General features: G+C 70.5%; 15 protein-coding genes. 9 read left to right on the top strand and 6 right to left on the bottom strand.

Going from position 1 to position 13,352, the window contains the following annotated elements:
* Positions 1 to 82, bottom strand: an 82-nt coding sequence (locus tag ACFYWY_RS30985; protein WP_308434054.1) for a biotin carboxylase N-terminal domain-containing protein, incomplete at its 3' end; no start/stop codon positions are given.
* Between the two features lie 356 nt (positions 83 to 438).
* On the opposite strand from ACFYWY_RS30985, the gene ACFYWY_RS30980 reads away from it, so the two are divergent.
* Complete coding sequence (locus tag ACFYWY_RS30980; protein ID WP_389192349.1) at positions 439 to 906, top strand: hypothetical protein; 468 nt, start codon at positions 439 to 441, stop codon at positions 904 to 906.
* Position 907: 1 nt separating this feature from the next.
* On the opposite strand, the gene ACFYWY_RS30975 is transcribed toward ACFYWY_RS30980, so the two are convergent.
* The 4 genes from ACFYWY_RS30975 to ACFYWY_RS30960 all read right to left on the bottom strand — a co-directional run bounded on the left by ACFYWY_RS30975 (position 908) and on the right by ACFYWY_RS30960 (position 3,712).
* Positions 908 to 1,513: a Maf family protein gene (locus ACFYWY_RS30975; protein WP_389192346.1), complete on the bottom strand. Its 606-nt coding sequence runs from the start codon at positions 1,511 to 1,513 to the stop codon at positions 908 to 910.
* Positions 1,514 to 1,533: 20 nt separating this feature from the next.
* Positions 1,534 to 1,662 (bottom strand): morphogenic membrane protein MmpB, encoded by a 129-nt coding sequence (gene mmpB / locus ACFYWY_RS30970; RefSeq protein ID WP_389192343.1) that lies wholly within the window; start codon positions 1,660 to 1,662, stop codon positions 1,534 to 1,536.
* A 220-nt stretch (positions 1,663 to 1,882) separates the two neighbouring features.
* Complete coding sequence (locus ACFYWY_RS30965; RefSeq protein ID WP_389192341.1) at positions 1,883 to 2,089, bottom strand: acyl-CoA carboxylase epsilon subunit; 207 nt, start codon at positions 2,087 to 2,089, stop codon at positions 1,883 to 1,885.
* A 33-nt stretch (positions 2,090 to 2,122) separates the two neighbouring features.
* On the bottom strand, positions 2,123 to 3,712 hold the full coding sequence (locus ACFYWY_RS30960) for an acyl-CoA carboxylase subunit beta (protein ID WP_389192338.1): 1,590 nt from the start codon (positions 3,710 to 3,712) through the stop codon (positions 2,123 to 2,125).
* Positions 3,713 to 3,826: 114 nt separating this feature from the next.
* On the opposite strand from ACFYWY_RS30960, the gene ACFYWY_RS30955 reads away from it, so the two are divergent.
* The 5 genes from ACFYWY_RS30955 to hutH all read left to right on the top strand — a co-directional run bounded on the left by ACFYWY_RS30955 (position 3,827) and on the right by hutH (position 9,981).
* A complete protein-coding gene (locus tag ACFYWY_RS30955; protein ID WP_389192335.1) occupies positions 3,827 to 4,684 on the top strand; it encodes a biotin--[acetyl-CoA-carboxylase] ligase in 858 nt (285 codons plus the stop codon).
* Between the two features lie 348 nt (positions 4,685 to 5,032).
* A complete protein-coding gene (locus ACFYWY_RS30950) occupies positions 5,033 to 6,121 on the top strand; it encodes an adenylate/guanylate cyclase domain-containing protein (protein ID WP_389192332.1) in 1,089 nt (362 codons plus the stop codon).
* 89 nt (positions 6,122 to 6,210) lie between these two features.
* The gene (locus ACFYWY_RS30945; protein WP_389192330.1) at positions 6,211 to 7,005 is read left to right on the top strand and encodes an enoyl-CoA hydratase/isomerase family protein; all 795 of its coding nucleotides are present in this window, start codon (positions 6,211 to 6,213) and stop codon (positions 7,003 to 7,005) included.
* 186 nt (positions 7,006 to 7,191) lie between these two features.
* Entirely contained in the window at positions 7,192 to 8,355 is a 1,164-nt protein-coding gene (locus tag ACFYWY_RS30940; RefSeq protein WP_389192327.1) for a diguanylate cyclase domain-containing protein, read from the top strand.
* A gap of 84 nt (positions 8,356 to 8,439) precedes the next feature.
* Complete coding sequence (gene hutH, locus ACFYWY_RS30935) at positions 8,440 to 9,981, top strand: histidine ammonia-lyase (protein ID WP_389192358.1); 1,542 nt, start codon at positions 8,440 to 8,442, stop codon at positions 9,979 to 9,981.
* 49 nt (positions 9,982 to 10,030) lie between these two features.
* Here the strand turns inward: hutH and ACFYWY_RS30930 are convergent, their stop codons facing one another.
* A complete protein-coding gene (locus ACFYWY_RS30930) occupies positions 10,031 to 10,303 on the bottom strand; it encodes a hypothetical protein (protein ID WP_389192324.1) in 273 nt (90 codons plus the stop codon).
* A 108-nt stretch (positions 10,304 to 10,411) separates the two neighbouring features.
* Between ACFYWY_RS30930 and ACFYWY_RS30925 the strand changes: the two genes are divergently transcribed.
* The 3 genes from ACFYWY_RS30925 to ACFYWY_RS30915 all read left to right on the top strand — a co-directional run bounded on the left by ACFYWY_RS30925 (position 10,412) and on the right by ACFYWY_RS30915 (position 13,348).
* Positions 10,412 to 10,792 (top strand): hypothetical protein, encoded by a 381-nt coding sequence (locus ACFYWY_RS30925; RefSeq protein WP_389192321.1) that lies wholly within the window; start codon positions 10,412 to 10,414, stop codon positions 10,790 to 10,792.
* 157 nt (positions 10,793 to 10,949) lie between these two features.
* Positions 10,950 to 12,206, top strand: a complete 1,257-nt coding sequence (locus tag ACFYWY_RS30920) for an Ig-like domain-containing protein (RefSeq protein WP_389192319.1) — start codon at positions 10,950 to 10,952, stop codon at positions 12,204 to 12,206.
* A 152-nt stretch (positions 12,207 to 12,358) separates the two neighbouring features.
* Positions 12,359 to 13,348, top strand: a complete 990-nt coding sequence (locus tag ACFYWY_RS30915; protein ID WP_389192316.1) for a GNAT family N-acetyltransferase — start codon at positions 12,359 to 12,361, stop codon at positions 13,346 to 13,348.
* Positions 13,349 to 13,352 lie beyond the last annotated feature (4 nt).

Here is a 13,352-nt window from a genome sequence, read left to right as displayed (position 1 = left end):
CGCTCGCGATCCCGGCGTCCCGGCATGCACGGGCAACGCGGACAGCGATTTCGCCACGGTTGGCGATGAGCACCTTGCGCACGATGGCTCCCTCCTTGAAACAAGCTGAGTTTAGGGACTACCGACACGGCCTTTCGACCCATCCCCAATGGTGAGCTTGCCCACACAGAGCGTGATTCGAGGCTCGCGCAAGTCGCGAAATCCCTTGTCGCACCACGGTACGACGGGTTCCTCCCCCGAACAGTAGCCCTGGGGTGTGGCACAGGTCTCTGTTCGACAGCCCAGCGACGGATGACGTTTCTTTGTCGAGTCCCTACGAATGGCCCAATGATTCTTTGCCGCGAGACCGAGCGTGCCGGAACCCTTGTCCCGCCCTTTACCCGTTAGTAGCCTTCGCGATGTCGTACGTACTTCCGGTAACAGAGGGTTGGGGGCGCCGTGGCGCGCAGACCGGTGGCCGTGGTGGCCGCGATTGTTCTGCTGGTGGAGGCCGTCGGCATCGTGCTGATCAACGGCATCCTCGCCACCTTCGTCGACAAGCAGAACATGTCGCTCGCCCACCTGGACCCCGGCGCGATGGTCGCGGGCACCTGGGCGATGGGCGGGGTCTTCGGCCTGTATCTGGCGACGTGTGCCGTGGTGTGTCTGGTGATGGGGCTGCGCGACCGCGCCCCGGGGCGCATCGCCCGGATCCTGCTGATCAGTTGTGCGATCGTGCACGGGGTCTTCGGGGCGCTGACGGTGGGGCTCGTGGGGTGGGACGCGTTCGCGTTCCTGATGGTCGTGCTGGCGCTGATCGTGCTGACGCTGGTGGCGTACGGCAAGGAGAAGGAGAAGGGGCCCGGCGCCGAGAACGGCCACGGCAACGGCAACGGGGCGGAGGCCGGGGCCCCCGCGGCTGTCTGAACTACACCCACAGGTCCGTGATCGAGTAACCGAGCTCGGCCAGCAGCCTGCGCAGCAGCGGCAGCGAGAGGCCGATCACGTTCCCGTGGTCGCCCTCTATGGAGTCGATGAACGGCGCCGAGCGGCCGTCCAGCGTGAACGCGCCCGCCACATGCAGCGGTTCGCCGCTGGCGACGTACGCGGCGATCTCGGCGTCCGTCGGGTCGCCGAAGTGCACGGTGGTCGACGCGGTGGCGGACACGCTGCGGCCGGTCGCGGTGTCGGTCACGCAGTGGCCGGTCAGCAGGACGCCGGAGCGGCCGCGCATCGCCTTCCAGCGGGCGGTGGCGTCCTCCGCGTCGGCCGGCTTGCCGAGGGCCGCGCCGTCGAGTTCGAGGACCGAGTCGCAGCCGATGACGAGCGCGCCGGCGGCCTCGGGGCGGGCGGCCACGGCGGCTGCCTTCGCCTCGGCGAGTACCAGGGCCAGCTCGGCGGGGGTCGGCGCGTCCAGCGCGTCCTCGTCGACGCCGCTGACGATCACCTCAGGGGCGAGTCCGGCATGGCGCAGCAGGTTCAGCCGGGCGGGGGAGGCGGAACCGAGGACGAGGCGGGGGCGCTGAGCGGTCATGGGGTCATCGTAGGTGGCGGTCAGCGGAGCCCGAGCACGAACATCGCAAGCACCATGGCCAGCGCCAGCACAAGGCCCACGCGGCGCATCATGGCCTGCGTCTCACGCAGTTCCTCGGGGGGCTCGTCCTCCGGATCGGACCACAGCATGCCTTCGATCCTGCTGCCGGGTCCTGCCCCGGCGCCTGAGTACGCGTACTCAGCCGCCGGGGTGACAACGGACTAATTCCAGGTGCCGAAACGAACAAATGGGGCTGCTGTTCCGTCTGGGGTGCCCGGGCTGTCACGCAATCGCCGGACGGGCTGATCTTCAGCCCGTCCGGCGATTGCGGACCGCTGGACTGCCGGGGCGGAACCCCGGTGTCCTGCCCTACACAGGCCAGTAGGTGCGCGCCCACGCGCGCGGCCCCGGCAGTGGCCTGCGGCTGCGCGCGATGCGCGCCGGGTCGGCCCACTGCTCGGGCGGCGCCGCCGCGCCCTCCACCGCGGAGGCCGTCGCGGCGGCGCGCGCCTGAACCACCGCCAGTGCGGCGGCCAGCTCCTCCGGGGTCGGATTGCCCCGTACAACCTTGATCACAGCGACTCCTTCCAGGCTTCCGGGCTTGTGTGCTTACAGGGGGATGTTGCCGTGCTTCTTCGGCGGCAGGCTGGCCCGCTTCGTACGCAGCTGACGCAGGCCCCGCACGACGTGCTCCCGTGTCTGGGACGGCATGATCACGGCGTCGACATAGCCCCGCTCCGCCGCGACATACGGGTTGAGGAGCGTGTCCTCGTAGTCCTGGATCAGCTCGGCGCGGGTCGCCGCTGCCTCGTCTGCGTCCTTGGCTGCCTCGATGGTGCGGCGGTGCAGGATGTTCACCGCGCCCTGCGCGCCCATCACCGCGATCTGCGCGGTCGGCCAGGCCACATTGAGGTCGGCGCCCAGGTGCTTGGAGCCCATCACGTCGTACGCGCCGCCGAAGGCCTTCCGCGTGATCACCGTGATCAGCGGGACCGTCGCCTCCGCGTAGGCGTAGATCAGCTTCGCGCCGCGCCGGATGATCCCGCCGTACTCCTGGTCGACGCCGGGGAGGAAGCCGGGCACGTCGACGAAGGTCAGCACGGGAACGTTGAACGCGTCGCAGGTGCGTACGAAGCGCGCGGCCTTCTCGGAGGCGTTGATGTCGAGACAGCCGGCGAACTGCATCGGCTGGTTGGCGACGATGCCGACCGGGAAGCCCTCCACCCGCCCGAAGCCGGTGACGATGTTCGGCGCGAACAGCGCCTGGGTCTCCAGGAACTCGCCGTCGTCCAGCACATGCTCGATGACCGTGTGCATGTCGTAGGGCTGATTCGCGGAGTCGGGGATGAGGGTGTCGAGCTCGCGGTCCTCGTCGGTCGTCTCCAGGTCGGCCTCCTCGGGGAAGGCCGGTGCTTCGGAGAGGTTGTTGGACGGCAGGTACGACAACAGCGACTTGACGTACTCGACGGCGTCCTTCTCGTCGCCCGCCATGTGGTGCGCGACACCCGAGGTGGTGTTGTGCGTACGGGCTCCGCCCAGCTCCTCGAAGCCGACATCCTCGCCGGTGACCGTCTTGATCACGTCGGGGCCGGTGATGAACATGTGCGAGGTCTGGTCGACCATCACCGTGAAGTCGGTGATCGCGGGGGAGTAGACAGCGCCGCCCGCGCACGGTCCGACGACCAGCGAGATCTGCGGGATCACGCCGGAGGCATGGGTATTGCGGCGGAAGATCTCCCCGTACATGCCGAGGGCCATGACGCCTTCCTGAATACGGGCGCCGCCGGAGTCGTTGATGCCGATGACGGGACAGCCGGTCTTCAGTGCGAAGTCCATCACCTTCATGATCTTCTGGCCGTAGACCTCGCCCAGGGAGCCGCCGAGGACCGTGAAGTCCTGGGAGAAGACCGCCACCGGGCGGCCGTCGACCGTGCCGTAGCCGGTGACCACACCGTCGCCGTAGGGCCGGTTCTTCTCCATGCCGAAGTCGGTGGACCGGTGCCGGGCGAACTCGTCGAGCTCCACGAACGAACCCTCGTCCAGCAGCAGTTCGATCCGCTCGCGGGCAGTCAACTTGCCCTTGGCGTGCTGCTTTTCCACCGCGCGGGCGGAGCCTGCATGCGTCGCCGCGTCTACGCGGCGCTGCAGGTCTGCGAGCTTTCCTGCGGTGGTGTGGATGTCAATCTCGGACTCCGACATCGGGATGCGGCTCCCTGTCCTGGTCAACGTCAACCGGAATGGCTACTGACACGTAGCGTATCGGCGCGCATGGCGCTCAGCAGTGCGGCGTTTGCCACACCTAACCTGGCTTGCATGACGCCTGAGAATGCGCCCGAGAGCCGCTGGTCCGACCTCGACCGGCCGCCGCTGAACGAGCCCATGCTGCGCCGTGCGCTGCTGCAGCCGGGCGGGCTGTGGACCTCGCTCGACATCGTGGCCTCGACCGGCTCCACCAACTCCGACCTGGCGGCCCGCGCCGCATCCCTGGACGAGGGGGCGGTGCTCGTCGCCGAGGAGCAGACGGCGGGGCGGGGCCGCCTGGACCGGACCTGGACGTCGCCCGCGCGCTCGGGGCTGTTCCTGTCCGTACTGCTGCGGCCCGGGGCCGACGTCCCGGTGGAGCGCTGGGGGTGGCTGCCGCTGCTCGCCGGAGTCGCGGCCGCTACCGGCCTCGCGCGGGCCGCGGGAGTGGACATGTCCCTCAAATGGCCCAATGACCTGCTGGTAAAAGTCGGCGGCGAGGAGCGCAAGACCGGCGGGATCCTCGCCGAGCGTGCGGGGGACGACGCGGTCGTCATCGGCATCGGCGTCAATGTCACGCTGCGCGAGGGCGAACTCCCCGTCCCCACGGCGGGCTCCCTGGGCCTGGCGAACGCGATCTCCACGGACCGCGACCCGCTGCTGCGGGCGGTGCTGCGCTCGCTGGAGCAGTGGTACGGCGACTGGCGCGCGGCGGGCGGCGACCCGGGGACCTCGGGGCTGCAGGCGGCGTACGCGGCGGGCTGCGCGACGCTGGGACAGACCGTACGGGCCGAGCTGCCGGGCGGCCGCGCGGTCACCGGCGAGGCCGTGGCACTGGACGGAGACGGGCGGCTGGTGCTGGCCACCGAGGACGGCGAGCACCAGCCGATCAGCGCGGGCGACATCGTGCACCTGCGGCCGGCCGGCTGAACCGGTACGGCGGCCAGGACGTGAGCCAGGGCACACCTGCCGTATCGTTGAGGCGATCGAGCGACAGATCGGCACGGCAGTGCGCAGGGAACGGGCAGGAGGCGGCTGGTGACCGTCGACGACACCAATTCCGGCGAGGGCGCGCAGCCGCCGTCGGACTCCTCCTCCGGCGCGTCCTCCCCATCGAATGCATCGTCCTCATCGTTTTCATCGTCCGACGAGACGTCTGTGCCGTCGGACGCGTCCTCTGACGCGTCCTCTTCGGAATCGTCTTCGGAATCGTCTTCCGGGGGCACGTCCGCGATCTCTCCCGGGGCTGCCTCCGGACCGTATTCCGGATCCTCCGCCGTGCACCCGCCGCACCACGAGGTCGATCACACGGCGGAGCCGACCGACGACCCGCTCGCGATCCGCCTCGAGCAGCTGATTCTCGGCGCGGACCGGCGCTACACGCCGTTCCAGGCGGCCCGCACCGCCGGTGTCTCGATGGAGCTGGCCTCCCGCTTCTGGCGGGCGATGGGGTTCGCCGACATCGGCCAGGCGAAGGCGCTGACCGAGGCGGACGTGCTGGCCCTGCGGCGGCTCGCCGGTCTGGTCGAGGCGGGCCTGCTGAGCGAGCCGATGGCGGTCCAGGTGGCCCGCTCGACCGGGCAGACGACCGCCCGGCTGGCGGAATGGCAGATCGATTCCTTCCTGGAGGGCCTGACCGAGCCGCCCGAGCCCGGGATGACCCGCACGGAAGTCACGTACCCCCTGGTGGAGCTGCTCCTGCCCGAGCTGGAGGAGTTCCTGGTGTACGTCTGGCGCCGCCAGCTGGCCGCGGCCACCGGGCGCGTGGTCCAGGCCGCGGACGACGAGGAGATGGTCGACCGCCGGCTCGCCGTCGGCTTCGCGGACCTCGTCGGCTTCACCCGGCTGACGCGGCGCCTCGAGGAGGAGGAACTGGGCGAGCTGGTCGAGGCGTTCGAAACCACCTCGGCCGACCTGGTCGCGGCGCACGGCGGCCGCCTGATCAAGACGCTGGGCGACGAGGTCCTGTACGCGGCGGACGAGGCGGGCACGGCGACGGAGATCGCGCTGCGGCTGATAGAGACGATGACTCAGGACGAGTCGATGCCGGAGCTGCGCGTCGGCATCGCTTTCGGGACGGTCACCACGCGGATGGGTGACGTCTTCGGTACGACGGTGAACCTGGCCAGTCGGCTGACGTCGATAGCGCCGAAGGACGCGGTGCTGGTGGACGGCGCGTTCGCGGAGGAACTCATCCGTACGGGAGACGCGCCGGCCTCCGAGGCGGAGGCGGCGGAGGCGGCGGCCGCGGCCGAGAAGGAGGGCGAGGAGCCCCCCTCGTACCGCTTCGCCCTCCAGCCGATGTGGCAACGCCCGGTCCGCGGCCTGGGAGTGGTCGAGCCCTGGCTGCTGTCCCGTAGGGGCTGAGGCCGGGCGCGCCCGCGCGCCTATGATCCGGTGAACCATCGTGCTGTGTTCCTTGGGGGTTCCCCCAAGCCGTCAGGGAGGGTGCCGTCATGTCCGAGTCCGAGCAGCGGTTCGGGGATTTCGTCGTCGTACGGCGGCACGAGCATGTCGCCGAGCTCGTACTCGACCGGCCCAAGGCCATGAACGCCGTCTCCAGCGAGATGGCCCGCTCCATCGCCGCCGCCTGCGACGCGCTCGCCGCCGACCGGGGCGTGCGCGTCACCGTCCTCACCTCCACCCATGAGCGGGCCTTCTGCGTCGGCGCCGACCTCAAGGAGCGGAACTCCTTCTCCGACGCCGAGTTGGTGCGCCAGCGGCCGACCGCGCGCGCCGCCTACACCGGGGTGCTGGAGCTGCCCATGCCGACCGTCGCCGCCGTGCACGGTTACGCGCTCGGCGGGGGGTACGAGCTGGCGCTGGCCTGCGATCTGATCGTGGCCGACGGCACCGCCGTCGTGGGGCTGCCCGAGGTGTCCGTGGGCGTCATCCCGGGCGGCGGCGGGACGCAGCTGCTGCCGCGCCGGGTCGGGGCGGCGCGGGCCGCCGAGCTGATCTATACGGCGCGGCGCCTGGAGGCAGCCGAGGCACGGGAGTTGGGGCTCGTCGATCAGCTGGCGGACGACGCCAGGACCGAGGCGCTCGCCCTCGCCGCCCGGATCGCCGCGAACTCGCCCGTCGGGCTGCGCGCCGCCAAGCGCGCGCTTCGGCTGGGGCAGGGGCTCGATCTGCGGGCGGGTCTCGAGGTGGAGGACGCCGCGTGGCGTTCTGTCGCCTTCTCCGGGGACCGGGCCGAGGGCGTCGCGGCCTTCAACGAGAAGCGGAAGCCGCAGTGGCCCGGCGAGTGACCGTGTACGAGTGACCCCGTCCCGGACGGCCACGGTCCGGGTGACCCCGTCCAGAGTGACCCCGTCCCGAACGGCACGTCCCGAACGGCACGTCCCGAAGGGCCGTGGCCCCCATGACTCAGTGAGCATTTCGGATCGTGGCCACCCATGTGATCGAAGTGGCGCAAAACTCCCTAAGCTGGAGTGATGGCTGAGGATCGGCGTTTGCGAGCCGTGGTGGCGCTGGCGCAGGCGATGGCGTCCGCGCACACCCCGCGCGAGTCCTGGCGGGCGGCTGCGCTGGGCGCACGCGACGCGCTCGCCGGGTCCTTCGCCGCGCTGTCGGTGTGGGAGCGCGAGCTCGGACGGCTCAAGGTGCTCGTGAACGCGGGCGAACGGGCCCCCGAGGAGGAGGAGTTCCCCGAGTCCGAGACCTACCCGGTCAACCGCTTCCCGGAGATCACCGAGTTTCTGCACGAGCGGTGGGCCGGCGGCGGCGAGCCCGACGCCTGGGTGGAGACCGTGGACGGCCCGGCGACGCCCGCGCACGGCTACTGCCACCAAAGGGTCGCGGCCCTGCGCCGACGCCGCCGCGGCTGCTGCGTCGTCGCGCCGATAGTGCTGCACGGGCGCGCCTGGGGCGAGCTGTACGTCGCCAGGCCGCTCGGCGCCCCGATGTTCGGCCGGGACGACGCGGATTTCGCGACCGTGCTCGCCTCCGTCGTGGCCGCCGGGATCGCCCAGACCGAGCGCCTCGAAGAGGTACGCAGGCTGGCCTTCACCGATCCGCTGACCGGGCTCGCCAACCGCCGCGCCGTCGACATAAGGCTCGACGAGGCCCTTGAACGGCATCGCACGGACGGCTCGGTCGTCAGCCTCGTCGTCTGCGACGTCAACGGTCTCAAGCAGGTGAACGACACCCACGGCCACGCGGTCGGCGACCGGCTGCTCGAACGATTCGGCTCGGTCCTCTCGCTGTGCGGGGCGATGCTGCCCGGCACCCTCGCGGCACGGCTCGGCGGGGACGAGTTCTGCCTCCTCGCGGTGGGCCCCGCGGCGGACGAGGTGGTCCGTGTCGCGGACGAACTCTGCGTCCGCGCGGGCGAGTTGGAGCTGGGCGAGGGCGTGGCGTGCGGGGTCGCGTCGACCGGTGACCCGATCGGGCAGGTCCGCTCGTCCCGCCGGCTGTTCCGGCTCGCGGACGCGGCCCAGTACCGGGCGAAGGCGGCGCGCTCCCCGAAGCCGGTGGTCGCGGGCCGCGACGGCACGGTGATCCGTCTCGCGGACGCCCCGCCGCGCCCGCCGCACGAGCGCCGCGCCTTCCGGGGCGTACGGCCCGAGGACTCCCAGGAGCCCTGGAGCGAGCCCTGACAACGGTGTGATTGCAGTAAGGGGCCAACGCCGTCGGCAGTAGTGACAGGTTGAGTTTCAGTCCGTACGCTGCTGAATATGGATATGCACACAGTCGTGGTGGGGACGTCCGGTACCACCGCCGATGACGTCATCGCCGTGGCCCGCGAGGGAGCCCGGATCGAGCTCTCCGCCGAGGCCGTCGCCGCCCTCGCCGCGGCCCGCGGGATCGTCGAAGCGCTGGCCGCCAAGCCCGAGCCCGTCTACGGGGTCTCCACCGGATTCGGCGCACTCGCCACCCGGCACATCAGCCCCGAGCTCCGCGCCCAGCTCCAGCGCAACATCGTCCGCTCGCACGCCGCCGGCATGGGCCCGCGCGTCGAGCGCGAGGTCGTCCGCGCGCTGATGTTCCTCCGTCTGAAGACCGTGGCCTCCGGCCGCACCGGCGTACGCCCCGAGGTCGCCCAGACCATGGCGGACATCCTGAACGCCGGCATCACTCCCGTCGTCCACGAGTACGGCTCCCTGGGCTGCTCCGGCGACCTCGCGCCGCTCTCCCACTGCGCGCTCACCCTCATGGGCGAGGGCGACGCCGAGGGCCCCGACGGCATCGTGAAGCCCGCAGGCGAGCTGCTCGCCGCGCACGGCATCGCGCCCGTCGAACTCCGCGAGAAGGAGGGCCTCGCCCTCCTGAACGGCACCGACGGCATGCTCGGCATGCTGGTCATGGCCCTCGCCGACCTCCGGCGCCTCTACGTCACCGCCGACATCACCGCCGCGCTGTCCCTGGAGGCTCTGCTCGGCACCGACAAGGTGCTCGCCCCCGAGCTGCACGCCATCCGCCCGCACCCCGGCCAGGCCGCCGCCGCCGCCAATATGAGCGCCGTGCTCAAGGGCTCCGGGCTCACGGGTCACTTCCAGGAGGAGGAAGCGCCCCGCGTCCAGGACGCGTACTCGGTGCGCTGCGCCCCGCAGGTCGCCGGGGCCGGGCGGGACACCCTCGCCCATGCCGGCCTCGTCGCCGACCGCGAGCTGGCGTCGGCCGTCGACAACCCGGTCGTACTCCCCGACGGCCGCGTGGAGTCCAACGGCAACTTCCACGGCGCGCCCGTCGCGTACGTCCTGGACTTCCTGGCCATCGCCGCAGCCGACCTCGGCTCCATCGCCGAGCGCCGCACCGACCGGCTCCTCGACAAGAACCGCAGCCATGGCCTGCCGCCCTTCCTCGCCGACGACGCCGGCGTGGACTCGGGCCTGATGATCGCCCAGTACACGCAGGCAGCCCTGGTCAGCGAGATGAAGCGGCTCGCCGTGCCGGCCTCCGCCGACTCGATTCCGTCCTCCGCGATGCAGGAGGACCATGTCTCTATGGGCTGGTCGGCCGCTCGCAAGCTGCGCACCACCGTCGCCAACCTGAACCGCATCCTCGCCGTCGAGCTCTACGCCGCGACCCGGGCGATCCAGCTCCGGCGCGGTCTGACTCCCGCGCCCGCCTCGCAGGCCGCGATCGAGGCGCTGCGCGGGGCAGGCGTCGAGGGACCGGGCCCGGACCGTTTCCTCGCGCCCGACCTGGAGGCCGCGGACGCGTTCGTACGGGACGGAAAGCTCATCGCCGCCGTGGAGCCGGTGACCGGCCCGCTGGCCTAGCGTGCACGTGGAAGGGCCGCCCCGCGGGGCGGCCCTTCCACGTCACTCGTCACATCTCCCAAGCACCGCGGCGGCGCACGGAGTACGCCACGAAGCCCACGCCGATCCCCAGGAACGTTGTCCCGCCGACCAGATACGGAGTCGTGTCAACGGTGCCTGTGTCGGCGAGAGTCAGTCCCTGTGAAGAGGCGGCGGCGCCGCTCTGATGCCTCTGCACGGCTTCCCGCTCTGCGGTGGCATTCGCCGAGGGAACGAACCACAGCGCACACAGCAGAGTCCCTGCGGCAGTGGCGGTCAGAAGCGGTCGACGTGCGACGGACACGGACTCGATCCCCCTTGAGGCATCCTCGAATTGGGCGGGTGCGCTGATGCTAATGAAAGCAGCGGGTCGGGGGAAACCCGCAGGGGCGGGAGGCCTACCCTCCGTCGTATGACCACTTCTGAGACATCACGTTATGTGCGGCTGCGGGTGGAATTGGTGTTGGAGGTGGGGGACTCCGGAGAGCTGACCGGCGCCGCCCTCGACCGCATCGCGGCGGACGAGTTCATGCCCGACGAGGAGCGTGCGCACGCCGAGTCGGCCGTACGCGAGGACGAGGCCGAGGCCATCGCCTATCTCGTGGACCCCTTTGATCTGATCAGCGAGGTCCCCGGGGTGGAACTCGCCCAGGCCTCCTGGAGCAGTGAGCAGATCGATTACGACCCCGATGCGGAGGAGTGGGACCTCGACGAGGAAGATGGAGACGGCGAGGCGTACGAAGACGGCGACGACGACGGCGACGACGACGACGGCGACGAAGGCCGTCGGTGAACCGGTGCCCGGCTGATTTCGTTCCCAGTGCAACCGCCGGGTGCCGCGGCTGCGTCGGTGGATCGGTGAGTGGCTTTCCCCACATCGAAATCTGATGTGGAACCGGCTAGCCCGGTATGGGTGTTTACCAAGGTGTTGGTCAGGGGACTCGGCGACGATGGAGAAGCGTGTGATAACGGACAGCAAGCGGCGCAGGGCCCTGATGGCCGCGTCCGCCGTGCTCGGTGGCGTGCTGGCGATGTCTGCCTGCAGCGGCGACGGTGGCAGCGCCGACAGCTCGAAGAAGTCGCAGGCCCAGGTCGACGAGGCGGCGGCGAAGGACGCTTCGAAGGCCCGAATAACCATCTCGCCCAAGAACGGCGCGACCAATGCCGGCCTCAACAAGGACGCCAAAGTCACCGTCAGTGACGGCACCCTGACTCAGGTGACCATGACCACCGCCGATGGTCAGAGCGTCAAGGGCACGCTGGCCGCCGACGGCAAGAGCTGGAAGCCGGACGCGCAGCTCGAGCGCTCCACCACGTACAAGATCGCCGCGACCGCGAAGGACAGCAAGGGCCTGGAGGCCCACGAGAACTCGTCCTTCACGACGGTCTCGCCCGCGAACAGCTTCATCGGCAACTTCACGCCGGAGGACGGTTCCACCGTCGGCGTCGGCATGCCGGTGTCGATCAACTTCAACAAGGCGATCACCGACAAGAAGGCCGTGCAGTCCGGGATCACCGTGACGTCGAGCAGCGGCCAGGAGGTCGTCGGCCACTGGTTCAACGGGCAGCGTCTCGACTTCCGTCCCGACCAGTACTGGCAGGAGGGGGCGACCGTCACCCTGAAGCTGAACCTCGACGGCGTCGAGGGTGCCGACGGAGTCTTCGGCGTCCAGCAGAAGACGGTCACCTTCAAGATCGGCCGCAACCAGGTCTCCACCGTCGACGCCTCCTCCAAGACCATGACGGTCACTCAGGACGGCAAGACGATCAAGACCATCCCGATCTCCGCGGGCTCCTCCGACAACCCGACCTACAACGGTCAGATGGTGGTCTCCGAGAAGTTCAAGGAGACCCGGATGAACGGCGCGACGGTCGGCTTCACGGACGACGACGGCAAGGGCGAGTACGACATCAAGGACGTCCCGCACGCGATGCGGCTGTCCACGTCGGGCACCTTCATCCACGGCAACTACTGGGGCGCCGACTCGATCTTCGGCAGCGCCAACACCAGCCACGGCTGTGTCGGCCTGAACGACGTCAAGGGCGCGGGTGACCCGAACCAGCCAGCCGCCTGGCTGTTCAACAACACGATCGTCGGCGATGTCGTCATCGTGAAGAACTCCAAGGACCGGGTAATCCAGCCCGACAACGGCCTGAACGGCTGGAACCTGAGCTGGAGCCAGTGGAAGGCCGGTTCCGCGGTCTGAGCCCGGGTCCGTACGGATTGAGAAGGCGGCGGCACCCAGCCCGGGGTGCCGCCGCCTCTTCTTGTCGCCGGATGCCGGATGCCGGATCCCGCCGGATGGTGCCGGGAAAATTGGCCTGCGCCTGGCTGAACCTGCCCGTACGGTCGCTCGATATGACGATCACCCGCCTCCCCGCCCCACCCACCGCCTCCGCCGTCGACGCCTGGCATGCGGTGGTCACCGCCGCGCACGCGCACGACCTTCCGGCGGGGGTGCCGGCGCCCGGCCGGGCCGAGACCGAGGGGAAGCTGCGGCACTCCTCGGTGAGTGGGCATACCGTCCACCTCGCGGCGACGGCCCCGGACGGCTCGTACGACGGCGTGGCCTCGCTGCTGCTGTTCACGGACGAGGCCAACCGGCACACGGCCTGTCTCGATGTGCTGGCCGTACGCCCGGGTGCCAGGCGCCGCGGCGTCGGCGCCGCGCTCTGGGCCGCCGCGCGCGCCGAACTCGCCGCCGAGGGGCGGACATCGGTCTCCACCGTCCTCGAACCGGGCGGCGCGGGCGAGGAGTTCGCCACCGGGCTCGGCTTCGAGAACGTGCTGCCGCTCGGGTGGTACGTACAGAATGTGCGCGCCGCGCTGGACGCACACCCGCAGCCGCCGGAACTCCCCGAGGGCTATGCCTACGCCCAGTGGGCCGGCGTGGTGCCCGACGCCCATGCCGACGCGTTTGCCGAGGCCCACAACGCCATGGAGGACGCGCCCAACGGCGACAGGGACGAGCAGTCACCGAGGTGGGACGCGGACCGGGTGCGGGCCGCCGCGCAGCTGATCGTGGACCGGGGCGGGGTGATCCTCTCCTCGGTGGTCCTCCACCCGGCGGGCGGCAACGCCGTCGCCGCGTACACCGAACTGGTGCTGCGTGACCCCTCGGACGTCCGCGCCCTCCAGTACGACACGGTGGTCGCCCCGGCCCACCGGGGCCGCGCACTCGGCCGTGCGGTCAAGCGGCACATGCTGTCGATGGTGAGCGCGCAGCAGCCCGGCGTACGGGAGATCGCGACCACAGTCGCCGACGACAACGGACCGATGCTGGCGGTCAACGAACAACTCGGCTACCGGCGCGAGCGGGCGGCCGCGGTCTTCCAGGCGAAGCTCTAACCGC

It is taken from the genome of Streptomyces sp. NPDC002870, assembly GCF_042888505.1.
Taxonomy (GTDB): domain Bacteria; phylum Actinomycetota; class Actinomycetes; order Streptomycetales; family Streptomycetaceae; genus Streptomyces.
Note: the sequence above shows the minus strand (reverse complement) of the source record. Positions and strands in the feature narration are given on the sequence as shown.

Bases quoted from the DNA above. Each gene is read 5' to 3' on its own strand.
- ACFYWY_RS30955 (WP_389192335.1), top strand. From the start codon at position 3,827: ATGACGCCTGAGAATGCGCCCGAGAGCCGCTGGTCCGACCTCGACCGG.
- hutH (WP_389192358.1), top strand. From the start codon at position 8,440: ATGCACACAGTCGTGGTGGGGACGTCCGGTACCACCGCCGATGACGTC.
- ACFYWY_RS30915 (WP_389192316.1), top strand. From the start codon at position 12,359: ATGACGATCACCCGCCTCCCCGCCCCACCCACCGCCTCCGCCGTCGAC.
- ACFYWY_RS30960 (WP_389192338.1), bottom strand. From the start codon at position 3,712: ATGTCGGAGTCCGAGATTGACATCCACACCACCGCAGGAAAGCTCGCA.
- ACFYWY_RS30925 (WP_389192321.1), top strand. From the start codon at position 10,412: ATGACCACTTCTGAGACATCACGTTATGTGCGGCTGCGGGTGGAATTG.
- ACFYWY_RS30975 (WP_389192346.1), bottom strand. From the start codon at position 1,513: ATGACCGCTCAGCGCCCCCGCCTCGTCCTCGGTTCCGCCTCCCCCGCC.
- mmpB (WP_389192343.1), bottom strand. From the start codon at position 1,662: ATGCTGTGGTCCGATCCGGAGGACGAGCCCCCCGAGGAACTGCGTGAG.
- ACFYWY_RS30940 (WP_389192327.1), top strand. From the start codon at position 7,192: ATGGCTGAGGATCGGCGTTTGCGAGCCGTGGTGGCGCTGGCGCAGGCG.
- ACFYWY_RS30920 (WP_389192319.1), top strand. From the start codon at position 10,950: ATGGAGAAGCGTGTGATAACGGACAGCAAGCGGCGCAGGGCCCTGATG.
- ACFYWY_RS30945 (WP_389192330.1), top strand. From the start codon at position 6,211: ATGTCCGAGTCCGAGCAGCGGTTCGGGGATTTCGTCGTCGTACGGCGG.